This is a genomic window from Aestuariibacter salexigens DSM 15300 (assembly GCF_000429145.1).
GTDB classification, from domain to species: Bacteria; Pseudomonadota; Gammaproteobacteria; order Enterobacterales; family Alteromonadaceae; genus Aestuariibacter; species Aestuariibacter salexigens.
In genome coordinates, this window is sequence record NZ_KE386852.1 from 48,066 (window position 1) to 72,741 (window position 24,676).

Consider the following 24,676-nt stretch of genomic DNA (forward strand, 5'->3'; position numbering starts at 1 on the left):
TCATTAATGCACTGATTTTGGCGTGGTCGTCTGCTCCATGGCTGACTTGCCCAGCTCGTTGAAACACAGCATGACGGAAATACGTACATATTCCATGACTTCAAACAGTGCCTTTTCCGATTCCTCATCGTCGGACATGTCGTCATCCATGCGTGATATATCAGAAAAGTCTTGCAGCGCTTCTTTTACATCGTCAGAGCAATTGACCAAATCATTCTGGTGTAAGCCGAAACCAAGCATAAAACCCTGCACCCAGCCTATCAGAGCTTGCCCCCGCTCGTTTATCGGAGCAGCATCATCAGGCAAACAAAGAGTAAGCGCAAAGTCAGTATCCATAAATTGCTGACATGTCATGTTAAATAGCTCGAGTACCTGGTTTTTTACCGCATCTGGCAAGGCCTCTCCCTGATTGGTGACATCCGCCAGCGCGTTCATCCATTCCCGACTTTCGAGAGGCATGCCGCCTGACAGCATGCCACACAGAATGCCATGGATCTCTGCAGCATCCACTACGATGTTATTTTGGTTCAGCGCAGCGCTAAGCTGTTCATAAGTATGGTTTGTGTCGCTCAACGTTTTCTCTCTGCAATTAAGAGGGGTTAGTTTTAACCCGGAAGTCATCAATAAATTGCCGCTAATGCTATCAGACAAAGACATTAAAACCCAATGACCGAAGGCTTGTTGATAGCCAAGCCGAATCGCTACTGGTGCGAGGACCTATGGAAACGCTATACTATTGCACTGCCTGTGGTTGAGTTCGGGCCTCATCGCCCAAATACACTCTTCTGTGAGCAACGAAACCAGTTAAAAATGTTCCCTGGGGTGTTTGCCAGTTCAGTCATGTCCCTGGCCGATGCTTTAAACTCAGGAAATTGCGCTACCGCTTTTGTGCAAGCTCGGCATGTACCGAGAAGCCTGCGGCAGTAGTAAGATTTCCGCCCTGAACTTTTCGGTTCAAGGGCGAACACTGAACAGCGGCACTTTGGGGAGCGCCAATTTCATAACAATAACCACGCGATTCAGGACACGATTTGCATGGCAATAATCAATTTTGGCTCGATCAACATCGACCACGTTTATCAGGTTCCGCACTTTGTGCAGCCCGGTGAAACACTTGACTCTACGGATTACCAAATTCTGCTTGGCGGCAAAGGCACAAATCAGTCTATCGCGTTAGCGAAAGCCGGCGCTGATGTTCGCCATGTCGGCAGGCTCAATGAAAATGACGTCGCTTTCAAGCAAGTGATGGTCAAACACGGCATAGATTGCAAGCATGTACAGTGCGTAGAAAGTGCATCTGGCCATGCGATTATTCAGGTCACACCCAACGGCGAGAATGCCATTTTTCTGTACGGCGGAGCCAACCGCGAAATCACAGAGAAAGATATCATTCATGCGCTGGACGGTGCCAAGTCTTCTGATTGGGTGTTAACCCAGAATGAAACCAGCGCCATTGAGGAGACCATTAGACAGGCTAAAGAAGCCGGCTTGAAAGTCGCGTTCAATCCTGCGCCAATGACAGATGCCGTAAAATCTTTGCCATTGGAATGTGTCGATTTGTTAATTGTAAATCAGGTAGAAGCAGCAGAAATTAGCGGCCACGACGCGCTGGACGAAATTGAAGCGTATTTTAAACAGAACATGCCGCATGCCGAGGTGATTATTACGCTGGGCAAGGACGGCGTTAGAATGCTGCGCAGAGACAAGGCCATTAGCGTAGAGGCATACTCCGTCGACGCGGTCGATACTACCGCAGCCGGAGATACCTTTATTGGTTATTTTCTTGCTGCATATAGCAATAAAGACAGTGCCGAACAGGCATTGCGACGCGCTTGCGCGGCGTCTGCTATCGCGGTAACTCGCACAGGTGCCGCACAGTCAATTCCTGACGAAGATGAGGTTAATCGCTTCGTTGCCAAGCACAAGTAATGGGACACCCTATGACACATAAGATTATTCTTGATACCGATCCGGGCATAGATGATGCTCAGGCAATATTTTTCGCTTTCCAGTCGCCCGACATCGAGGTGCTTGGACTGACTACGGTATATGGTAATGTCCCGGTTAGTATGTCGGCACAAAATGCCCTGACCCTATGTGAGCTTGCCAACCAGGATATTCCTGTGACGAAAGGCGTGGGCATGCCATGGGTGGGACCGGAGTCAGGTTATGCACATTTCGTGCATGGTGATGATGGCTTTGGCAATATCAACGTTGAGCCATCAAAACGTGAATTAGACCCGCGCAGCTCTGCACAATTTATCGTCGATATGGCTCGTCAGCATCCAGGTGAGATCACGCTGGTCGCCGTCGGTCCGTTGGGTAACCTCGCGCTTGCCCTGAGACTTGAACCGCAACTGCCTAAACTGATCAAAGACGTGAAAATCATGGGTGGCGCAGCATTTGTGCCTGGCAATGTCACGCCGGTCGCAGAAGCCAATATCTGGAATGATGCGTTTGCCGCAGACATCGTATTCAGCGCTGACTGGGATATCACCATGTTTGGATTGGACGTCACCAACTCTGCGCCATTTTCACCAGAATTTGTGGACAAGCTGGCGGAAGTGAATCCTGTTCTCGGAGGGTTCGTGCAGAAATCATCACAATTTTATATCGACTTCTATTCGCAGAACCGCGAAGACAGAGTGTGCTTTTTCCATGACGCCATGCCGCTCGCCTATCTGGTCAACCCTGACTTGTTTGAACTGACCGAAGGACATATTCGCGTTGCCACGGACTCACTCAATAAAGGACAAACCGCAGTGGCCCCAATTGGGTCGACTGCCAGCCCGTTGTGGTTAGAAGCGAAAAAAATCAAGGTCGCGACCAAGGTAAACCATCCACAGTTAGAAAAACTGTATATTGATACTTACGCGCTGTAGCGATGATGCCCGGCCTTGCGCCGGGCTGACTTTATAAATGCAAACACGCACTGCCATCCGCCAATATTATCGTCAGTGTCGACGAGGCCTCTCCAACAGTGAGCAACAACAGGCTTCTGTCCGGGTTCACGAGCAGATAGCGGAACTGATGGAACGTGCTCCCGTTAAATGTATCGCTGCCTATCTGGCAAATGATGGTGAAGTTGACTTAACCCCCGTTATCCATCATTGCTGGCGGCATGATATTCAGGTGTGTTTGCCCGTCTTGCACCCGTTTAGTCCAGGCAATCTGCTATTTTTGCGCTATCACTCTGACAGCCAGATGATGGCCAATCATTACGGAATTGCTGAACCTGCCTTGCGCTGCCCTGATGTCGTGCCATTAGCACATATTGACCTGATGCTGACCCCATTAGTGGCCTTTGACGAATGGGGTAACCGGCTGGGCATGGGGGGCGGATTTTATGACCGGACCCTGGCGGCCGTTGAAAGGCATCAGTACAACACGCGCGTTGTGGGCGTCGCCCATGACTGTCAAAAAGCCCAGAAGTTACCCATTGAGGCATGGGATAAACCACTTCAAGGCATCATTACACCCTCTGTCTTTTTATCATTCTAATATGTCAGTTAACTAGGCGCAGTTACACCTGAACGGTATACTGTTGCCATTCACGAATACGCGAGCACCACCCATGACCCAAGATGATAAAAAACGAGCTGCCGGACAGGCAGCGTTAGCCTACGTTAAACCTGACACCATTGTAGGGGTGGGTACAGGCAGCACCGTGAACTATTTTATCGATGCGCTGGCGGATAAAAAAAATGACATCCAAGGTGCAGTGTCCAGCTCCGAAGCATCAACTCAAAGACTTGAAAAACTTGGTATTGAAGTGTTCGATCTGAACAGCGTCGATAGCTTTGACATCTATGTCGACGGTGCTGATGAAATTACCGAACACAAGCACATGATTAAAGGCGGTGGCGCGGCGCTCACCCGAGAAAAAATTGTCGCAGCGGTGGCCAAAACTTTTGTGTGTATTATCGATGACAGCAAGCAGGTGCCAATGCTCGGTCATTTCCCCTTACCTGTGGAGGTGATCCCCATGGCGCGCTCTTATGTGGCCCGGGAAATCGTCAAACTGGGGGGCGATCCCGTCTACCGTCAGGGTGTGGTAACCGATAATGGCAATGTCATCCTTGATGTCCACAATCTCACTATTCTGAACCCGGTTGAGTTGGAACGACAGCTAAATAACATTGTTGGTGTTGTGACCAACGGACTGTTTGCTCATCGCGGTGCAGACATTGTATTGGTAGGCGGTGAAAACGGTATTATCACGCTCGACTAGAATAGCGCTTGAGTTTTCATCGCATTCTGGTATTTTTCATTTTTTAGACGTCCAGATGTCCATTTTGATATCACTGATTAGTAAAGGGCTATCATGAGCAAAGTTTCTCTGTCCAAGGAAAAAATACGTATTCTGTTGCTGGAAGGCGTTCATCACAGTGCGGTGGAAACACTGCAGGCAAATGGTTATCACAACATAGAATATGTCAAAACGTCCTTGCCAGAGGAGCAGCTGATAGAAAAAATCCAGGACGTACATTTCCTCGGTATTCGCTCGCGCACCCAGATAACAGAGTCAGTGGTTGCCGCCGCTAGCAAGCTTGTTGCGGTAGGTTGTTTTTGTATCGGTACCAATCAAGTAGATTTGGCTGCTACCCAAACCAGAGGCATTCCGGTCTTCAATGCGCCGTTTTCTAATACCCGTTCGGTGGCTGAGCTGGTGTTAGGCCAACTGATCCTGTTACTGCGTGGTATTCCATTGAAGAACGCATTGGCACACCGGGGCGGCTGGCTAAAATCGGCGGAAGGCTCATACGAAGCGCGTGGAAAAACCCTCGGAATTATTGGATACGGCCATATTGGTACTCAGCTTAGTATTTTGGCAGAGCACCTGGGCATGCGTGTGCAGTTTTACGATATTGAAGACAAGCTGGTGTTGGGTAACTCGATGCAAATTAAGTCACTGGACCAGCTCCTTGCAACATCCGATGTGGTTAGCCTGCATGTCCCTGAGACGCCTTCAACAATGAACATGATCAGCAATGCGCAGTTGCAGAAAATGAAAGATGGCGCGATTCTGATCAATGCGTCTCGCGGCACCGTGGTTGATATTGATGCGCTTGCTGACGCGTTACGCAGCGGCAAAATTGCCGGCGCTGCGGTAGATGTGTTTCCCGTCGAGCCCAAGTCCAATGATGAAGAGTTTGAATCGCCCCTGCGCGAGTTTGATAACGTTATCCTTACGCCACACGTAGGCGGTAGCACGCAGGAAGCGCAACAGAATATCGGTATTGAAGTGGCGGGCAAGCTAGCCAAATATTCAGACAATGGTTCAACGCTTTCAGCAGTAAACTTCCCGGAAGTATCATTGCCAGGTCATGTAGGTTGCTCGCGTTTGCTGCACATCCATAAAAATGCGCCAGGCGTGCTTACTCAAATCAACCAGGCATTTGGCAATCAGGGCATAAATATCGCAGCACAGTATCTGCAAACCAATGAAAACATTGGTTACGTGGTCATTGATGTGGAATCAGATCACGCAGATGAAGCTTTCCAACAGCTCACCCAGATCCCGGGTACCATTAAAACGCGCATGCTCCACTAAGGGGCATGTGCGGCTTTCCAATACGCTAAAAACCCCCTATGCTCTAAACAGATGAAATCTGGTGAGCCTATCTCCTGTCTATGTTCAGGAGGTAGCATGCAGGTGGGTTTAGCAAATGACAAAGAACGGTAAGCTGCTTTGTGCACTCCTTTTCCTGTCTGCACCGACAGTAGGCGACACGATAGAAGTTCACGTGTTACAGCACAACCAGACACCGCTACAACGAGCGGTAGTATGGCTGGTGCCAGATTCTAATAACGCGCTTCCATCACCGCAGTCAATTGGTGCCATCATGGATCAGGTAGATCGTCAATTCACGCCACACGTGTTGACCGTGCAGGCGGGCACCAAGGTGACCTTCCCCAATTCAGACTCAATTAAACATCATGTGTACTCATTCTCGCAGGCAAAGTCCTTCGAATTGGAGTTATATGATGGTTTGGAAGCTGATCCAGTGCTGTTCGACACGCCAGGCGTGGTTGAGCTTGGCTGCAATGTGCATGACTGGATGCTTGGCTACATCGTCGTCGTCGACACGCCATATTTTGGCTATACAGATTCAGCAGGACAGTTATCACTTGACGTGCCAGCGGGGCAATACAGCTTATCAATTTGGCACTCAAGGCTGGCAGATGAACCTGACTTACTTACACGTCGTATTGATACCACGCAGACTAAAGTGATGACCGTCGAATTGCCCACACCTCTGTTGCCAAGCTATGGCGACTACGAATCCGACAGCGATGAGTTTTCAGAATACTGACTGGTGAGCATAAGCAATGAAAAATAGTGCATTACAAACTCGTCTTATTCTGTTTTTGGTCGCCCTGACATTGGCAGAAGTAGGCATCACTCTTTATATCGTGTTGGGCGATACGTATACATTCTCAACGACACAACTGGCGGCAAATTCGACCCGAAATGGAGAGCGAATTAAACAGCAGCTTTTCTCCCAAAGTGACCGTTTACTGTCAGACGTCCAAAGAGATGCCGATGACTTTCAACTTCGTGCACTCTTTGCCGCATTCAGGAATCAAAGTGATATCGCAAGTTTTCGCTCAAAATTCGATGACCCTCAGAATGGCTACCAACAAAATTACGATCTAGTTTTAGCATCAAACGAACGGGGCGACCTTTTCTATTTTTCTGGTACTACGGTTCCCCCCTCAGTTCAACTATACACGTTTGCCGATAATGCGTTTACCACTGCACAGATCAATGGTGAGTATTATTTAATAAAAGCCGCTGAAGTCAAAGAGTCCCGATCAACGTTTAGTCGTTCAATTCTTGGCTGGCTTGCCTATGGATGGAAGCTGACGAACCTATTCAATGAAGATTACAGAGCGTCAATTGGCATGGATGTCATGTTATATCGTCCTCATCAGGATTTCAGTGAAATCATTGCAAGTAGTTTGGGTAAGCTTGGTGATACCGAATTGGAACTTAATACAGGACCAGAGCTATATGATCTTTACATTGAGGATGATCACTTCTTATACACATCTACGCTTATAAGCAACATCGATGATAATCCTTTCTATCTTGCTCTGGCGACCATAGAAGAAAATGCATATCTTTCATTTAATGCAATGGAAGACAGATTACTTCTACTGACAACCGGGGCAGCATTTATTGGTTTACTACTCGCGGTCATCATCGCAAGAAGCATTAGTCGCCCTATCCACATGTTAATTGATGCGGCTGATCGCATCCGACAGGGAGAATATGTAGACACCTTTCCCAGTCATGGCACACGAGAAGTCGCAGCCCTATCTGGAGCCATTGGTGACATGCAGGATGGTATTCGAAATCGTGAAGAAGAAATTCAGCGACTCGCTTATTTCGACGAACTTACTGGTTTACCCAATCGCAATAAATTCAAGCAGGATTTGACACAACAAATAAAAGATGACTTTCATACTAGAAAATTGATCATCATGATGGATGTCGATCGGTTTAAGGAAATTAATGATACTGTTGGTCATGAGATTGGTGACAAGCTCTTGAGGCTCATTGGCAGCAGACTTTCTCATTATTTTCGAGAAGACGCTTACTATGCGCGTCTGGGAGGAGACGAGTTCGGTATCATTATGGGGTTACCTAAAGGTGAAACCGAGAACGATGTTGCCAAAGGAATAGTGAGTCATTTTGAGCAACCCTTTAATCTCGATGGTTTAATTTTGGACGTAGATGTCAGCATTGGCGTCGCTATTTATCCAGACCACGCGCGTACACTTAACGGTCTAATGCAATGCGCGGATATCGCTCTCTACAGCTGCAAAGGACAACATCACCACTTTGCTGTCTATAGCCCTCAACTCAACAAACACTCACTACAACGTCTAAACCTAATGTCTGAACTGAAGGAAGCGCTAACTGCTGGACAATTATCACTGCACTATCAGCCTAAGCTGGATTTACACAGCAAGCAATTCAGTAGCGTTGAATGTCTGATCAGGTGGATACACCCTGAGTATGGCTTTATGCCACCTGATGAATTCATTCCATTAGCTGAACAAACGGGCGCCATTCGGCACGTCACACATTGGGCCTTACATGTCGCAATTCATCAACATGTCGAATGGCGCAGTGCCGGCTATGATATTTCTGTTGCCGTTAATATTTCCGCCATCGACCTTATTGATTTAACCCTACCGGGCTACGTTGACGACTTGTTGCAACGATACAACGTTACGCCTGAAAAGCTCATGTTAGAAGTAACAGAAAGTGCCATTATGTCTGAACCCGAGGTGGCGATAAAGGCATTAAATACATTACATCGAATGGGTGTAAAGCTTTCTATCGACGACTTTGGTACGGGCTATTCATCTCTTGCTCAACTCAAGAAAATGCCGGTCGCCGAATTAAAAATTGATAAAGCGTTCGTACTTGATTTGGCTAATAATCCGGATGACCAAGTTATGGTGAATACCATGTTGGCTCTGGCGAAAAACCTAGAATTAAGCACGGTTGCAGAAGGCGTCGAAGATCTGCCATCTTTGCAAATATTGGAAAAAGCAGGGTGCGATAAAGCCCAAGGATTCTACCTGAGCAAACCCATGCCGCTTGCACAATTTAATCAATGGGTAGACGAGAATGCATTGCAATATGAAGCAAGGGATGACTAATGTTGAATGTACGTCAATATTTCTTCTCATTGCTATGTATTTTCACCAGCTTTAATGCATCGGCCGTCGAGGTGAAAGGCGTGTTTCAGCTTTCAGCCGTGTACGCTGATAATGTCAGCAGTTGGCAAGAACATGGCACCGGGCAGCTAAGAAGCAGTGACAGTGAATTATTGCTACGACAGGCTGTATTGTCAGTCAGCCAGGATTTGTTACCTACGCTGACCTTTTCGGGCGATTTTCAGCTAAGTCAGGATGGCGAACATCACGCAGGTGTGACCCAAATTCAACTTCAATACAAGCCATTGAGCCGCTCCACAATTCGCTTCCGAGGGCGTGTAGGCATGTTTTTCCCAAAGATGTCTGTCGAAAACGTCGATACTGCATGGCTTTCACCGTTTACCTACACCAACTCGGCAATAAGCAGCTGGATAGGTGAAGAAATGCGTGTTCCCGGGATGGAAGTCACACTATTTTCCCCCGGTCGGCAGCGCCGCAGTCCCTGGAGCTGGGAATGGCATGTTGGAGCGTTTAAAGGTAATGATCCTTTTGGCGCCATCATTACCTGGCGAGGATTTGCGTTACATGATCGGCAAAGCCTGCATACTGACCGTATAAACTTTGCCCGCTACCCCGCTGTAATAGACAGAAATATTATCTGGCATCCGGCATGGATTGAGCCTTTTCACGAAATTGATGGGCAAATAGGCTTGTATACGGGAATTCATCTTCGCTATGTCAATCAATCTCAAGTTCGTTATTACTTTTACGACAATCGTGCTAATCCTCTGGCGGTAAATGGTCAGAGAATGTACGCATGGCACACTAAATTTCATTCGCTTGCATGGTCGCATAAACTCGGAGACAGCACGCGACTGTTGGGCCAATGGATGAATGGCTCAACTGAGATGGGGGATCGTTTTGTTTATGCGGATTTCGATGCCGCGTATCTGATGCTAAGTCACACCATCAATGCCCATCGTTTGTCGGCTAGATTCGATTGGTTTGATGTCGATGAAGATGACCACATCGCAATGGATATTAATAGCAGCAGAGGCAGTGCAGTAACATTTGCATGGCGCTATGACATCAACCCTAACTGGCAGATTGGCACTGAAGTGGTGATAGTCGACAGCGATAACGATAACCGGCCCACTGTGGGTGAGCCGGTCGGACGTCACCAACAGCAAGCCATGGCTGTCTTACAATATCGTTTTTAGAAGAACGAGTAGACCAGAGTGACAGACGTTTCGGTGTCCAGTTTATCAACCCCTGGCGCAACATCAGTATTGTGATCCAATGTCACAGACAGTTTCATCGCCAGAGAGCCATTGATGTTGGCAGTCAGCGCCGACTCAGAACGAGACTTGGTATTGTCTGAACCAATCTCTGTACTCAGCACTTGAGTAAACTTGGACGTTTCTGAAATGTTCCACTTATACCCTAATGAGCCCCTGACAATCGCGCCATTACGACTTTCGTCATCTTGGGTTTTGGAAAACGCATAACCCGGACCGACGCTGTACTCAAAGCTTGAGACGTCATCTTTCCACAAGCGTTGACTCCAACCAGCAGCCAGCGTTGCCTGGTATTTGAAGTTGCTAAAACGGTTATCTTCGTAAGAAGCAAATCCGAACAAACGGTGGTCTGGGTTTTCAAGTTTATAATTGCCCTGCGCCGAAGCAAAGAAACGCTGAGCTGTGGTGCGCGACTGCTCAATCATATCTACTTCAGTGGTGTCCTTTTTGTAGGTCCCTTCGATAAGATAATCATTGCTCCACTGATTCAGTTCCTGCGCTGCTGTAACACGCGCTTTAACGGAGGTGGTTTCTGAGTTACCGGTAGTGAAGATAATGCCTAATTCACCATCCATCGTGAATGGTTTGGTTTCTTCCTGTGCAATCGCTGTCGCGCTCATCGCCAGCATAGCGGGGACCAAGTAGTGTTTCATGTGTGTTTCCTGAATGTGTAAATCGTATTATTCCATGTCGACGGTGACGCCGCTGCAAGACGGCTAGTTTATCACCATTATCTGGCTACCTTCACCATCAAAAATGTGTGAATCATTGACGAAGAGATTAAAAGAATTGATAGACCAGTGTTACCGATGTTTCAGTGTCTAACGAGCGCGCGTCAGTCGCGCCACTGTTATGGCTCATGGTAAGGGCCACCTTCATTGCAATTTCGTCAAATACCTTAGTCGCTATGGACGTCTCTGAGCGCGAACGGGTGCTCTCTCGGCCGACTTCCGTGCTCAGATACTGTCGAAAGCGCGTGGTATCAGTAACCTGATGTTTGTAGTCCAGCGACGCTCGAAGGATCAATCCATTTTCATTAATATCGTCACTGCCATCATCTCGCTTAGCCACGCCATAGCCTGGCCCCACACTGTATTTGAATTCGTTATAGTTTTGCTTCCACAACCGAGAACTCCAACCCGCAGCAACAGCGGCCTGATAATCAAAGCCATTAAAGCGGTCGTCTTCGTATTCGCCGTAAATAAATAAACGGTTATCAGGCTGATTGAGTTTATAGTCAAGCTGTGCGGCGACTAACAGATTCTGGGCGGTGACTTCAGTAGTGGTTTCGCCATCCTGTTCAACCTCTGACTGTTTATACAGAAGCTCAGCCAGATATTCATTGCTCCACTGCGTCATTTCGTGCTGCGCGTTGATACGACCAGTAAAACTGGATGACACAGCATTACCACTGGTCATTAGTAAGCCCAGTTCGCCAGTCACATCCCATTCGTCTTCAGCCAGAGCCTGACCCGAGTCGCTGTCTTCCAGATCAAGATAGATGTCACGCATGATGTCTATCCTGGCAGTGACCGGAAAGCTTAACCACAACGTTAGAAACAAGACTATGCCGCGCATCGTAGACTCATCGCTGAATGAAAAGCCCGTGATTATACGGATTTTCTGAACAGTATGAAGACCTTAGCGAGTATCAGTTGGCATTGATAATACTGGTTATGCTATCCACTTCCATGGCGGCAAATTTATTCGCATCTCGCAGGTCGTCTTCATCCAGTTTAAGTGAAGCAACGACTTGCTTATCCACCAATGACAGGGCGGGATAGACATCGGCAAAGTGGACCTCAGTGGACAAACGCACAGCAGTGTGTAATACCGCTATTTCACTGCTGGCCAAGGCTTTGGATTTGTCATGCATATCCTGAATAGGTAAGTACAGCTGACTGGGCAGATTCCAATGTTCCAGGATCAATGCGCTACATTGTGCAAAGGTAAAATCAAACAACGCCTGCTGGCGCAACCAGGGTGGCGTTTTAGTATTCACTTCGCGACTTTTAACGACCTCATGAGGGTTACGCATCGCCACGACTAGTTCCGCTACATTGTGCAATAAGCCCATCAAAAAGAATCGTTCAGTACCGCGCAGCTTGCGCATTTTGGCTAAGTGCTTAGCGGTTAATCCGCAGGTAACACTGGCATGCCAAAACACCCGCAGGTCAACCGCATCGCTGGTAAATTTTTTGAATGCACTGGCGGCAGTTTCTGCCATCACCAGGTTGTACAATGCCTCACCACCGATAATGCTTACTGCTTTACTGATACTGTCAACCTGTGACGGAAAACGAAACAGGGCGCTGTTTGCCAGTTTGAGGAGCTTTGAGCTCATTGATGGGTCAAGCGATACTAGGCGACCAATATCTTCGCTGCTCGAGGCGTGGTCGTCTAGCATTTGCCTGATACGCAGGCAGATTTCAGGTAAAGTAAATGACTCACTAGCTAAGGCGGCAAATTCGCTGGCGTGCATCACATTCGTTTTTAGTTGCTCTTAATGGAAAGCATAGTATAGCGTTGGCGTGCAGGAAAAGAGAGGCTTTAGTGATACCTATTCATAAATTGCGCAACCTAATTACGTTTTTGTACGTAGTAAAAGGGGCAAATTTTCAAGGGGTTAATGGTTACAATGATTGATTATCAGCAAGAGCGCATCGCGCGAGTAAATGGCATTGATATTAACTACGACACATTCGGTAATGCCAACAACCCGCCTGTATTGCTGATCATGGGTCTGGCCACACAAATGATCTTCTGGCATCGACATTTTTGCGAACAGCTTGCCGCTCGTGGTTTTTATGTGATCCGTTTCGATAACCGCGATATTGGAAAAAGCAGCCACCTGCACCATTTACCCGTGCCGAATCTGCTAAGTGCCGTCGGCCAAAGCCTGTTTGGGCGTACCTTTGAAGTACCCTACATGCTAGAAGATATGGCTGACGATGCATTGCAGTTACTCAAGCATCTTAATATCGACAAAGCCCATATTGTTGGTGCATCGATGGGCGGTATGATCGCGCAGCTCATGGCAATTAAATCACCTTCTTCTTTGCATTCTCTAACGTCGATCATGTCGACTACCGGTGACCGCAGCCTGGCGAAACCCAAAAAACAGGTCATGCTACAGTTCATTCAACCTATGCCCCGTGATCCTGAAGGTTACATCAAACGTGTCATCAGTATGTGGAAACTACTGCACGGCACACATTACGATTTTGAAGAGCCACAAATGCGCGATTTGATCAGTCAAGCCTATCACCGAGGGTACTATCCAAGCGGCGTAGTTCGCCAACTCTCCGCCATTCTGGCCGCGCCGGACCGCACAGCAAAACTGCGTCAACTGAATGTACCTAGTTTGGTGCTCCATGGTGAAGACGATGTACTGGTCCCGCTGCCATGCGGTATAGCAACGGCAGAAGCTATCCCAAACGCCAAGCTAGTCACGTATCCGGGAATGGGACACACCTTCCCAACGCAGCTATGGGCGCCGATTATTTATGAAATAGATGCCTTGGCTAAAATGGGAACTTGAAAATACATACCCAAGTTTTTTTAAAAAATGCACTAGCATGTAAAGCGCCTTCGAACAATTTAGACATGCAAATGTTGAGGCAAAACAAATTTTCTTCAGCGCATTACTGATACTCTCCCTTCAAACTAGCCCAAGAAATGCAGAGTTTAATAGTCTGGTCACCTTAAATGGCTATAAGGAGCGGAGCGAGAATGATACCTGCGATCTCACTTAAACTGACAGAACGTGATGTTGAGCACCTAAGAAAAGTTGTACAAACGGCAAAAAGTAATCTAGGCAAGCAATCAGCAGTCGACATTGTGAATAAGGCAAAGCATTCTATTGCTGAGCTTGACACTTGTGACCTACCAGATTTTATCAACGAGAAGCTTTCCAGCCTCAAATTACTTATTGCATCTATCGAAGATGAAGAGTGGCAGACACCCGTCGATGAAAGAGAAGAAGTTCTGACCGCATTAGCATACTTCATAGAACCGCAAGATCTGGTTCCAGATAGAACGCCAATTTTTGGCTATTTAGACGATGCAATAATCACCGAACTTGCTCTTCAGGACATGTCATTAGACTTGGAAGCTTACTCTCAGTTTTGTCATTATCGTGCTGATGAAGAGGAAAAACATCGGGATATATCCTGGATAAACAGAAGCAGCTGGATAGCACATCAGCGTGAAGAGCTTCGGGCCGAATTGCGAAGAAAAAAATTCAAACGCGTTCGTGAAAGACTATTCGGAAATTTCCTTTGAAATTGACGGATTTGACGCAAGTGCATGATGTTAATTAAGAAAGGTTCCCCTGTGTGGACAAGTCAGCCGCGTCATCCTCTGGCGTATTCGCGCACGGTGATACTTCGAGATTATACTGCTTCGTGAGCGCCCGTTAGGTCAGCATTGAATCTCCGCCTCTTTTCTTTAACAGACCACCTTTCCTGTTGTGATTAGCAGGAAGTTGTTTTTAGGAGGCTATCAGTTGCACGGTAGCTTGGGCAGGGAGGCCGCTATCAGTAGCAGGGTTTAATTCATTACCCCTCCCACAATACGAGTCGTGTAGATCTTTGGTGGCTCTATATTTTTTGATGGTATCTTACTGATGTAAAGCACTTTTAGTTAATATTGTACGTAATACATTAGCCTTGCCAATAAAACTCATCAAAAGCGGAGAGACGGATGTCTGACACCCACAAGCGTTCCCTGATAATTCTGACCGTTGCTATGTGTATTGCAGCACTTATCGCCTTGTCAGGTAGTTACGCCAGTCTCGATTTTTTCGGCTACCCACTGTTCTTGGTGGTGGCCCTGCTGGCATTTGTCATCCAGTGGATGGCGTTTATTCCTGCCTATCTGCTACAAACTGAAAAATTTTACGACCTGACCGGAAGCCTGGCATATTTGAGTGTGGTTGGTCTGGCAATTTTTGCCGTAGACAAACCCGGTCCACTGTCGATACTACTGGCGACGATAATTGCAATCTGGGCACTGCGACTGGGTAGCTTCTTGTTTATACGTATTCTGGAAGACGGTACAGACAGTCGATTTGATGATATCAAACCCGATACATTGAGGTTCTTTTCAACCTGGACGCTACAGGGTTTGTGGGTGGTCGTGACGGCCGGCGCTGCTTTGGCGGTGATCACCAGCAGCGAACAGACTGGCATTGGCATAGTGACGTGTATCGGACTGGTAATGTGGGTCACAGGCATGCTGTTCGAAGTGGTAGCCGACCAGCAAAAACGACGCTTTCGGGCCAACCCGGACAATCGTGGCAAGTTTATTCATACCGGACTGTGGGCTCGTTCACGTCATCCCAATTACTTTGGCGAGATCTTGCTATGGCTCGGCGTAGCGGTGATGACTGCACCGGCGTTACAAAGCTGGCAACTGGGCACATTATTCTCACCGGTTTTTGTCTATTTACTGCTTACCAAATTGAGCGGTGTACCTATGCTGGAAGCCAAAGCGGATAAGGCGTGGGGAAGCGATGAAGCCTATCTGCGCTACAAAGCCACTACACCGGTTCTGATACCGCGAATTTCATCGTCTGACAAATTTAGCGATTAAAACAGGCTGCCCTGTTCAGGCGTGTCGGGAGATTCGAGGACAGGGACATTTGCGCGCAATGCACGCTTTTTACGTCTGCCGCAGGCAATCACAATTTTGCGTTTTGTGTCATTATCAATCTTGTGCCAGTACAGCCGCTCTTCACGACTCCGGTAGCAGCCTTTGCAAAAGCCCTTATCATCTGCCTGGCACACGCCGATGCAAGGGCTGGGTAAGTCAAAAAACTCTAACTGATCCATAATGACTGAACTGGCTGGTGTGCACCTGTAAACATGTGAAGTCGCGCAATGAATTGTCAGTGTAGCCAGTTTTTACCGCTCAGACTACTGGCGAAAACATAAACTAATCACGACGCTCAAGCGCTTCGATAATTTTGACATTCGCAGCGGGAAATTCCTTGGTGCGCAGTTCATCAATTGGGCACCACATGGACTGTTGCCCCTCTCTGCCATGAGGCTCTCCGTCAAACCTCTCTACTGTGTGCACATTTAGACGGACCTTTTTATCGCCGTAATCATGTTCAATCACAATTAATTCATTATCGCTTCTTACCTTGATACCAACTTCTTCATCGAGTTCGCGAGCAAGTGCAGCAGACACCGATTCACCTTGCTCACATTTCCCTCCTGGAAATTCCCATTTGCCACCCTGATGAAGATCATCTGCGCGCTTAGTAATGAATATCTGCTGATCACGGATAATCACACCAACCGCCACGTCTACGATTTTCATGTTGCCTTACGCTCCTCAACACATAGCATAAAAAAGGCCGGAAATACCGGCCTTTGATTTTAATTCACAACTTATCAGGTCAGCTTGCCGTGACACTGTTTGTATTTTTTACCAGAGCCACAAGGACATGGATCGTTACGACCCACCTTCGGTCCCTGACGCACTGGGGCTGGGCGCCCTTCACCCGGTGCAGTGGCCTGCTCCTGAGGTGACTGGTCCGCCGACTCATGTTCGTATTGTTTATTACCTGCATCTGCCTGGCGACGTTGCTCTTCCACTTTTTCAACGTCTTCTTCCGCGCGCACCTGTACCTTACTTAAGATACTGATCACTTCTACTTTCAGGTTTTCCAGCATTTCGCTGAACAATGCGAATGATTCACGCTTATATTCCTGCTTCGGATTTTTCTGCGCGTAGCCACGTAAATGGATCCCCTGACGCAGATGATCCATGGCAGCTAAATGCTCTTTCCAGTGACTGTCCAGATTTTGCAGCATGACCGCTTTCTCGAACTGGCGCAGCACCTCCGGCCCGACCATTTTTTCTTTTTCCTTGTAGGCATCAACGACACGCTCATGGATGCGTTCACGAAGCGTCTCTTCAAATAGCTTGTCATCGTCGTCAAGCCACTTCTGAATGGGGAGGTCAAGTAGGAAGTCACCTTTCAGACGCTCTTCCAGGCCGCTCACATCCCACATTTCTTCAAGCGACTGCGGGGGAATGTATTGATCAATCACACCGCTGACTACGTCTTCGCGGATGGCGTCAATGGCGTCACTAATATCAGATTCATCCAGCAGTTCATTACGCTGCTCGTAAATCACCTTACGTTGGTCGTTAGCAACATCATCGTATTCAAGCAGCTGTTTACGAATATCAAAATTGCGTGCTTCAACCTTACGCTGCGCGTTCTCGATAGCACGTGTTACCCACGGATGTTCGATGGCTTCGCCGCGCTCCATGCCAAGGCGTTTCATCATCGCGCCCATTTTTTCGGACGCAAATATGCGCATCAACGCATCGTCCAGAGACAAATAGAAGCGCGATGAACCTGGGTCGCCCTGACGTCCGGAACGACCACGAAGCTGGTTATCGATACGGCGTGACTCATGACGCTCGGTACCTATTATGTGTAATCCGCCAGCCTCGAGTACCTTATCGTGGTCGATTTTCCAGGCATCTTTGATTTTCTGAATACGCTCTTCGGTTGGCTCCTTCAGCTTTTCAACTTCAGATTGCCAGTTACCGCCCAACACAATGTCGGTACCACGACCCGCCATATTGGTAGCAATCGTCACTGCACCGGGTTTACCTGCCTGAGCAACAATATCCGCTTCCTGAGCGTGGAATTTAGCGTTCAATACTTTGTGAGCGATTTTCTGTTTTTTCAATAACGCAGAAAGCAGCTCACTATTTTCAATCGAAATTGTTCCCACCAGTGTTGGCTGACCGCGCTTAACGCAATCTTGGATATCTTCAATAATCGCCTCGTATTTTTCTTCCGCTGTGAGGTAAATCAGGTCTGCGTGGTCTTTACGGATCATCGGCTTGTTGGTGGGGATAATGACCGTCTCTAACCCATAGATGTGTTGGAATTCAAACGCTTCGGTATCAGCCGTACCTGTCATCCCTGCCAGTTTTTCGTATAAGCGGAAATAATTCTGGAAGGTAATCGACGCAAGCGTCTGATTTTCGTTCTGGATTTTGACGCCTTCTTTTGCTTCTACTGCCTGATGCAGACCTTCTGACCAGCGACGTCCTTCCATTGTACGACCGGTATGTTCGTCAACGATAACTATGTCGCCATCTTTAACGATATAGTCGACGTCCTTGCTAAATAATTTGTGGGCACGTAATGCCGCATTGACATGATGAAGTAAAGAGATGTTACCGGCTGCAAACAGAGATTCATCAGCAGGCAGAATACCTTCACGTTGCAGCACTTCCTCAATATGGATCTGGCCTTTTTCTGTCAGATGTATCTGCTTGGCTTTTTCATCGATAGTGTAGTCACCGTCACCCGGCGCATCTTCTTCGTCTTCTTTTTCCTGCTGAACCAGTTCAGGAATAATTTTATTGATACGTTTATACAGCTCTGAGCTATCTTCTGCCGCACCTGAGATAATCAGTGGCGTTCTGGCTTCATCAATTAGAATCGAGTCAACTTCATCCACTACGGCATAATTAAGGGGGCGCTGAACACGGTCCTGGGGACTAAACGCCATATTATCGCGCAGGTAATCAAAACCGAATTCATTGTTCGTCCCATAGGTAATATCGCATGCATAGGCTTGCTTTTTCTGCTGGTGATTCATACCAGGTATATTGCAGCCGACGGTCAGACCGAGAAACTCAAACAATGGACGGCTCCAGTCAGCATCGCGCTGGGCCAGATAATCGTTAACGGTAACAACGTGTACGCCTTTGCCGGATAAGGCATTGAGGTAGGACGGCAGAGTCGCTGTGAGGGTTTTACCTTCACCTGTTCTCATTTCCGAGATTTTACCCTGATGCAAAACCTGTCCACCGAGCATCTGTACATCAAAGTGGCGCATCCCAAAAACACGCTTGCTGGCCTCGCGTACAACCGCGAACGCTTCTGGGAGAATATCTTCCAGTGTGCTGCTTTGCTCAAGTCTGTCACGGAATTCCTGAGTTTTGGCTTTTAGCTGTTCATCACTTAGGGCTTCGTATTCCGGCTCAAATTGATTGATTTGTTCGACTACTTTTCCCAGTTTTTTCAGCAGTCGGTCATTGCGACTACCGAAAAGCTTTTTCATTAATTTCGAAAACATGGATTTACAGCTTCCAACTTTTAGTTTTTAGCCTGCTGACATCATGTCAGAGACGTTAATTTTAAAAACGAAAGAATCGGTCACGCGACCGATTCAAATTAATTCTTACAGGAGCATTTATTCAGCGGCCTGCTTACGCTGCGCGGTTAGTAAACGTAAGGTAACGGATCTTGCTGCTGTCCACGCTGCAACACTTCATAGTGCACATGTGCTCCGGTTGAACGTCCGGTATTGCCCATCAGCGCGATTTGCTGGCCCTTCGTTACTACATCACCGACTTTCACCGATAGGCTAAGTGCGTGACCGTATCGAGAGACGATGCCATCGCCGTGGTCAATCTCAACCATATTACCATAGCCATAGCGTTCACCTGACCAGGTCACCACGCCGGCACCTGTAGCCACAACCGGTTCACCTTCTTCACCTGCGAAATCAATGCCTTTGTGCATTGCTGGCTTACCGGTGAAAGGGTCTTTTCTCACCCCATAGTAGGATGACAACCATCCTTGCTTGATCGGGCGCCCTGACACCGACGCTTCATGGTCTATATGGTGACCAAGCATGATACTTTCAAGCGCCCGCAGCTGTGCCGCTTTACTGTTCATATCAACACGCATCGCCTCAATGCGCGCCAGTAGCTCATTTTCATCGCCCAATGACAGAGCCTGAGGCTGCGAAAAAGAAAATTCATCACTGTCCAGCTTAGCTTTTTCAACAAGTCGATTGCCCAGCATATTGAGCTGCTGCATTTCACCTTCCAGCTCAGCCAGTTTGTAAATCACACCGGCCAATTGTTGTTCAGTGGCCTTTTTTAACACATCGACTTGCTGCTGTTGCTGTTGCAGGCCGGAGGCGGCAAATTGAATTCTCGCCAAGGTTTCATCTGGAGTATGAGCTGAACGACTGGAGATTAAGGCGAACACGGAGAGCAACACAGTAGCGCTGAGCAACTGACGAACAGTGACTGTGCGTACAAACCGCACTTTTTTGCCTCTGTATAGTAATGTCAGTCTCATCCGTTATGCTTCTCTCGTTTTTCTTTCGCGGCCGATTTTAACGGTACTTTAGCACGTTTGAAAGTCTGGTGAAGGACATCCAAAGCACCTGCTTCAGAAACAAAAAAGCCGCAAACGCGGCTTTTCTATCAGGCCATCACTGGCTCAATGAATCTAATGGGTAATTTGTCGTCAGAATCGAAGCTAATGTATTCCCAGCTGTCTGTCTGCTTTAACAACGCATTCAATAATTTATTGTTCAAGCCATGCCCCGATTTGTAGGCTTTCAGCTCGCCGATAATACTGTGGCCGCCGAGATAAATATCGCCCACCGCATCAAGGATTTTATGCTTCAGGAACTCGTCATCGTATCGCAAACCTTCCGGATTTAGTACCCGGAATTCGTCCAGCGCGACAGCATTTTCCATGCTTCCACCTAATGCCAGATTGTGTGCGTTCATGTACTCAAGGTCCTTCATAAAACCAAATGTACGGGCGCGACTCACTTCATCAACATAAGACGCTGAGCTGAAATCAAGTACCATGTGCTGACGAGTCTGACTGATGACCGGATGATCGAAGTCAATCCTAAAATCAACCCGAAAACCGTCGTAAGGCAGAAACTCCGCCCACTTATCGCCGTCTTCAACGCGTACAGGCTTTTTGACCCTAATGAAACGCTTTTTAGCCGGTAACTCTTCGATGCCGGCTGACTGCAGCAAAAACACAAACGGACTGGCACTGCCATCCATGATAGGCAGCTCGTCGCTATCTACTTCAACAATGATGTTGTCAATACCCAATCCGGCAAGCGCTGACGCTAAATGCTCAACGGTCGAAATGCTTGCACCCTGCTGATTGGTAATGCAGGTACAAAGCATGGTGTCCCCGACAGCGTTCGCACGCGCAGGGATATCCATATGAGGAACAAGGTCAACACGCCTAAATACGATTCCCGTATTAGCAGGCGCGGGCCGGAGAGTCATGGTGACCTTTTCCCCTTTATGCAATCCAATCCCAGTTTCCTGGACTGAATGCTTGATTGTACGTTGCTTTATCATCACGTTTTAAGCTCAAACAGTGCTCTATCAAAAAAGCGGCCGCATATTGTAGTAGGTAATCACTAACTTGTCAAAATACTGTAACAATACGTTCTTACCTCTAAACACCACTGGTATGACCGGCGGCCGGTGCTCCGGTGACCGGCAGACCGGCGGCCCGCGTTCGGGTGGCCGGCTGACCGATTAAGGACAAGCATCCTGCTTTCATGTCAAACAATGTGTCTCGCGTACAGACCTGAATTGTTGACTATGACCGCACTAGCGCTCAAAGATTCCCTATCCCGTAACCGTGGTCAGTGCCGCCTCAGTCCGCTTGCTTGCGCAGAAATGCCGGGATATCAAGATATTCCAGATCATTTCCGGGCTGCGCCGCGTCTTCAACTTTCAGCGCCTGATTACCGTCTGTTCCACCCGTCGCCGTGGCGCGAGCTTCTTGATTTGGCCTGAGGCTGAATTCCCGCGCACTGGCACTCATACGTGCACTTTCATTGCTCACCAGTGAGATGTCAGGTTTGCGCTCTTGGCCAATGCCCGTCGCAACCACAGTAACACGCAGATCATCGGTCATTTCCATATCAATCACTGTGCCCACTACCACCGTAGCATTTTCAGAGGCAAAGGCTTTCACCGCATTACCGACGGTTTCGAATTCGTCGATGGCAAAATCAGGGCCTGCAGTAATATTGACCAGGATGCCCCGTGCGCCTGACAAGTCGATGTCTTCAAGCAGCGGGCAGGCGATAGCCGCTTCGGCTGCTTCTTCAGCACGATCTTCGCCACTGGCGGAGCCACTTCCCATCATCGCAGTGCCCATTTCAGACATCACGGTTTTTACGTCCGCAAAGTCAACGTTAATCAAACCTGGGCGTGTGATCAGCTCAGCAATGCCCTGCACTGCACCCCGCAGTACGTCATTGGCAGCACTGAATGCCTGCAATAGAGGTGTCCCACGTCCCATTACCTTGAGAAGTTTTTCATTTGGAATGGTGATCAGTGAATCAACATGCTTGGACAGTTCTTCAATGCCCTTGTTTGCAAAATCGGTACGCTTTTTACCTTCAAATGGAAACGGTTTGGTTACCACGGCAACGGTCAGAATCCCCATTTCACGAGCAATCTTGGCAACTTCAGGCGCTGCACCGGTTCCGGTACCACCACCCATACCAGCGGTAATAAATACCATATCGGCGCCTTCCAGCGACTGGCGAATCGTTTCGCGGTCTTCCTGTGCAGCGTCACGTCCAATATTCGGATCGGCACCTGCACCGAGACCTTTGGTAACATTTGAGCCAATCTGCAGTGTGACATTGGCAGATGAACTACGCAGCACCTGAGCATCAGTATTGACGGCGATAAACTCTACCCCTTCAATGCTCTGCGATACCATGTGCTCGACAGCGTTACCGCCGCCACCACCGACACCGATGACTTTTATTACGGCTTCTTCGCCGTGACTATCCATTAATTCAAACATACTTACTCTCCGGTTTTGTAAGTTATAAAACACAGGCCCGCCGACCTGCATCCCATACTCAAAAATGTTGTTATTCCGTTCGCTGTGTCAAACGAGTAGTGCATTAGAACTCTCCTTTAAACCAGCTTTGTATGCGCGTCCACATTCCCTCGCCCTGACGCGCCTTGTTAGCACTTTTCCCATGTAAATGTTGTCCGGCGTATTTGAGCAGCCCCACCACAGTGGCGAAACCCGCATCATCTACATAATCAGTCAGCCCTTTTATATCAAGTGGCTGACCCACTCTGACCGGCATTTGAAACAGTTCCTCGGCAAACTCCACTGCACCTTCCATTTTTGCCGAACCGCCGGTTAACACAATGCCGGCAGCGATTTGATCTTCCAGACCACAGGCGCGGATCTCTTCATGGACTAGTTCAAAGAGTTCCTGGTAACGCGGCTCAATGACTTCAGCCAATAAGTGTCTGGACATACGCCTGGCAGGTCTGCCACCAACACTTGGCACTTCGATACTGTCTTCCATGCTGACCATGTCTTTTAACGCACAGGCATGATTCACTTTGATTTGCTCAGCATTGGTGATTGGCGTGCGGAAAATCTTGGCTATGTCACTAGTGATCTGGTTGCCCGCGACGGGAATGACTGCGGTGTGACGGATCGCACCATCAGCATATAACACCATATCAATGGTGCCACCGCCGATATCGACCACACATACACCCAGTTCACGCTCATCGTCAGTTAACACCGCATAGCTGGATGCCAGTGCAGAAAAAATAAGCTGGTCGGCGCTTAATTCGCAGCGCTCTATACATTTGACCAGATTTTTGGCCATGTCATCGGCACAGGTAATAATGTGTGCATCCGCTTCCATTCTGACGCCTGACATACCAATCGGGTTCTTTATGCCCTCCTGCACGTCAATGGTAAATTCCTGCGGCAGCACGTGCAGTAAACGTCGTTCAGCGGCAATGGGTACCGAGCGCGCAGCATGGATCACATTATCTACGTCTTCCTGCGTCACTTCCTGATTGTTGATTGGGATCATGCCATTTTCATTCTGACACTGTACGTGACGACCAGAAATCGACATGTACACTGATGACACCCGACAATCTGCCATCAACTCCATTTCGCTAACAGCGCGCTGCACTGACTGAACCACCAGGTTCAGGTCATTCACGCCGCCTTTGTCCATCCCTTTGGATGCATGGGTTCCTACCCCAACAACGCTGATCTTGCCGTCTTCCAGCACTTCTCCCACCACGGCCTTGACCATGCTGGTGCCGATATCTAATCCGACGATAAGTTTGCGTTCTGCTGCCTTTGACATCGTTAGTTTCGCTTACCCTATTTAACTTGTTTGACTCTGCGAGCCAGATTGCCAGCCCACCGCGAGACCTGTGTCATAACGCAGATCTACATATTCAACATCACGTTCCTGTCTTTGCAGCAACGGATAAACATCAATAAATCGTTGTAACCGGTCAATAAATTCGCTGCGCCCCAGATTCAATTTAATGCCATTATCAAGTGTCACCTGCCATGCAAACCGTTCGCTTAAAATCAGTTCACTGACCGCCATGGACGTGCGCGTCAATAATGACTGCATCGCCAAATAACCCTGTAGTGCGGTTTGCTCACTGCCACCCGGCCCGAAGAGCTGCGGCAAATTTCCTTCAGGTAATTGCGCATCAAAGGTGTCACCATACCGATTCAGCAACTGGTCGTTATTCCAGTGCGCCACCGCACTTTGTTCAACCAGATAAATTTTCAAACTGTTTGGCCACTGCTTTCGCACCGACGCTCTGTACACCCATGGCTGCTGCTCCAATGTCTCATGTACCTGTTGTACATCGAGTTCAAAAAAGCTGCCCGGCTGCGTTTGCCTGATAAGCCTTTCCAGTGCCTGCTCATCCACATGCTGTCTGTCACCATCAAAGGTGATACGTTGCACTGGCACCTGCTGCTCATCTTTCAGCCAGCCTTGCACCCACACAGCCGCTAATACCAGTCCAACAATAACCAGCATCAGAAAGCTGACGCC

At 48.1% G+C, this 24,676-nt stretch carries 23 protein-coding genes and 1 other RNA gene; 12 read left to right on the forward strand and 12 right to left on the reverse strand.

Annotation, left to right across the window (positions count from 1 at the left end; translation table 11 throughout):
- Positions 1-3: 3 nt before the first annotated feature.
- Entirely contained in the window at positions 4-573 is a 570-nt protein-coding gene (locus tag G441_RS0116600; protein ID WP_026377372.1) for a UPF0149 family protein, read from the reverse strand.
- 238 nt (positions 574-811) lie between these two features.
- On the opposite strand from G441_RS0116600, the gene ssrS reads away from it, so the two are divergent.
- The 9 genes from ssrS (at position 812) to G441_RS0116640 (ending at position 9,899) form a co-directional block, all read left to right on the forward strand.
- Positions 812-993, forward strand: a non-coding RNA gene (gene ssrS / locus G441_RS19615) — 6S RNA.
- A gap of 42 nt (positions 994-1,035) precedes the next feature.
- The gene (locus G441_RS0116605; RefSeq protein ID WP_026377373.1) at positions 1,036-1,929 is read left to right on the forward strand and encodes a ribokinase; all 894 of its coding nucleotides are present in this window, start codon (positions 1,036-1,038) and stop codon (positions 1,927-1,929) included.
- Positions 1,930-1,940: 11 nt separating this feature from the next.
- Positions 1,941-2,882, forward strand: coding sequence for a nucleoside hydrolase (locus G441_RS0116610; protein WP_026377374.1), 942 nt, complete (start codon positions 1,941-1,943; stop codon positions 2,880-2,882).
- Positions 2,883-2,919: 37 nt separating this feature from the next.
- On the forward strand, positions 2,920-3,501 hold the full coding sequence (locus tag G441_RS0116615; RefSeq protein WP_026377375.1) for a 5-formyltetrahydrofolate cyclo-ligase: 582 nt from the start codon (positions 2,920-2,922) through the stop codon (positions 3,499-3,501).
- A 73-nt stretch (positions 3,502-3,574) separates the two neighbouring features.
- Positions 3,575-4,231, forward strand: coding sequence for a ribose-5-phosphate isomerase RpiA (gene rpiA / locus G441_RS0116620; RefSeq protein WP_026377376.1), 657 nt, complete (start codon positions 3,575-3,577; stop codon positions 4,229-4,231).
- A 93-nt stretch (positions 4,232-4,324) separates the two neighbouring features.
- The gene (gene serA, locus G441_RS0116625) at positions 4,325-5,554 is read left to right on the forward strand and encodes a phosphoglycerate dehydrogenase (RefSeq protein WP_026377377.1); all 1,230 of its coding nucleotides are present in this window, start codon (positions 4,325-4,327) and stop codon (positions 5,552-5,554) included.
- A gap of 115 nt (positions 5,555-5,669) precedes the next feature.
- Positions 5,670-6,317, forward strand: coding sequence for a methylamine utilization protein (locus G441_RS0116630; RefSeq protein WP_240485161.1), 648 nt, complete (start codon positions 5,670-5,672; stop codon positions 6,315-6,317).
- A 16-nt stretch (positions 6,318-6,333) separates the two neighbouring features.
- The gene (locus tag G441_RS19005) at positions 6,334-8,682 is read left to right on the forward strand and encodes a putative bifunctional diguanylate cyclase/phosphodiesterase (protein WP_051275684.1); all 2,349 of its coding nucleotides are present in this window, start codon (positions 6,334-6,336) and stop codon (positions 8,680-8,682) included.
- On the forward strand, positions 8,682-9,899 hold the full coding sequence (locus G441_RS0116640) for a hypothetical protein (protein ID WP_034475471.1): 1,218 nt from the start codon (positions 8,682-8,684) through the stop codon (positions 9,897-9,899). The genes G441_RS19005 and G441_RS0116640 overlap by 1 nt, the downstream gene beginning before the upstream one ends.
- Here G441_RS0116640 and G441_RS0116645 read toward each other — a convergent pair.
- The 3 genes from G441_RS0116645 to G441_RS0116655 form a co-directional block, all read right to left on the reverse strand.
- Positions 9,896-10,630: a DUF481 domain-containing protein gene (locus G441_RS0116645; RefSeq protein WP_026377380.1), complete on the reverse strand. Its 735-nt coding sequence runs from the start codon at positions 10,628-10,630 to the stop codon at positions 9,896-9,898. The genes G441_RS0116640 and G441_RS0116645 overlap by 4 nt on opposite strands.
- Positions 10,631-10,757: 127 nt before the next feature.
- On the reverse strand, positions 10,758-11,555 hold the full coding sequence (locus tag G441_RS0116650; RefSeq protein WP_026377381.1) for a DUF481 domain-containing protein: 798 nt from the start codon (positions 11,553-11,555) through the stop codon (positions 10,758-10,760).
- A 73-nt stretch (positions 11,556-11,628) separates the two neighbouring features.
- Positions 11,629-12,459, reverse strand: a complete 831-nt coding sequence (locus G441_RS0116655) for an HDOD domain-containing protein (protein WP_026377382.1) — start codon at positions 12,457-12,459, stop codon at positions 11,629-11,631.
- A 147-nt stretch (positions 12,460-12,606) separates the two neighbouring features.
- Here G441_RS0116655 and G441_RS0116660 point away from each other — a divergent pair, with 147 nt between their 5' ends.
- From G441_RS0116660 to G441_RS0116670, 3 genes are all read left to right on the forward strand, one after another.
- Complete coding sequence (locus G441_RS0116660) at positions 12,607-13,518, forward strand: alpha/beta fold hydrolase (protein WP_240485162.1); 912 nt, start codon at positions 12,607-12,609, stop codon at positions 13,516-13,518.
- 191 nt (positions 13,519-13,709) lie between these two features.
- Positions 13,710-14,261 carry a YkvA family protein gene (locus tag G441_RS0116665; protein WP_026377384.1) on the forward strand — a complete coding sequence of 184 codons (552 nt, stop codon included), beginning with the start codon at positions 13,710-13,712 and terminating at the stop codon, positions 14,259-14,261.
- A gap of 420 nt (positions 14,262-14,681) precedes the next feature.
- Positions 14,682-15,572, forward strand: coding sequence for a DUF1295 domain-containing protein (locus tag G441_RS0116670; protein ID WP_026377385.1), 891 nt, complete (start codon positions 14,682-14,684; stop codon positions 15,570-15,572).
- Here G441_RS0116670 and G441_RS0116675 read toward each other — a convergent pair.
- From G441_RS0116675 to G441_RS0116710, 8 genes are all read right to left on the reverse strand, one after another.
- A complete protein-coding gene (locus G441_RS0116675; protein WP_034475477.1) occupies positions 15,569-15,811 on the reverse strand; it encodes a DUF1289 domain-containing protein in 243 nt (80 codons plus the stop codon). The genes G441_RS0116670 and G441_RS0116675 overlap by 4 nt on opposite strands.
- 103 nt (positions 15,812-15,914) lie before the next feature.
- On the reverse strand, positions 15,915-16,304 hold the full coding sequence (mutT, locus tag G441_RS0116680; protein WP_026377387.1) for an 8-oxo-dGTP diphosphatase MutT: 390 nt from the start codon (positions 16,302-16,304) through the stop codon (positions 15,915-15,917).
- Positions 16,305-16,378: 74 nt separating this feature from the next.
- Positions 16,379-19,099 carry a preprotein translocase subunit SecA gene (gene secA, locus G441_RS0116685; RefSeq protein ID WP_026377388.1) on the reverse strand — a complete coding sequence of 907 codons (2,721 nt, stop codon included), beginning with the start codon at positions 19,097-19,099 and terminating at the stop codon, positions 16,379-16,381.
- Positions 19,100-19,245: 146 nt separating this feature from the next.
- Positions 19,246-20,115 (reverse strand): M23 family metallopeptidase, encoded by an 870-nt coding sequence (locus G441_RS0116690; RefSeq protein WP_026377389.1) that lies wholly within the window; start codon positions 20,113-20,115, stop codon positions 19,246-19,248.
- Positions 20,116-20,243: 128 nt separating this feature from the next.
- The gene (gene lpxC / locus G441_RS0116695; protein WP_026377390.1) at positions 20,244-21,155 is read right to left on the reverse strand and encodes a UDP-3-O-acyl-N-acetylglucosamine deacetylase; all 912 of its coding nucleotides are present in this window, start codon (positions 21,153-21,155) and stop codon (positions 20,244-20,246) included.
- A 304-nt stretch (positions 21,156-21,459) separates the two neighbouring features.
- On the reverse strand, positions 21,460-22,629 hold the full coding sequence (gene ftsZ, locus G441_RS0116700) for a cell division protein FtsZ (RefSeq protein WP_026377391.1): 1,170 nt from the start codon (positions 22,627-22,629) through the stop codon (positions 21,460-21,462).
- A gap of 103 nt (positions 22,630-22,732) precedes the next feature.
- Positions 22,733-23,962, reverse strand: a complete 1,230-nt coding sequence (gene ftsA / locus G441_RS0116705; protein ID WP_026377392.1) for a cell division protein FtsA — start codon at positions 23,960-23,962, stop codon at positions 22,733-22,735.
- 21 nt (positions 23,963-23,983) lie between these two features.
- Positions 23,984-24,661 carry a cell division protein FtsQ/DivIB gene (locus G441_RS0116710; RefSeq protein WP_084407426.1) on the reverse strand — a complete coding sequence of 226 codons (678 nt, stop codon included), beginning with the start codon at positions 24,659-24,661 and terminating at the stop codon, positions 23,984-23,986.
- Between the last annotated feature and the right edge of the window lie 15 nt (positions 24,662-24,676).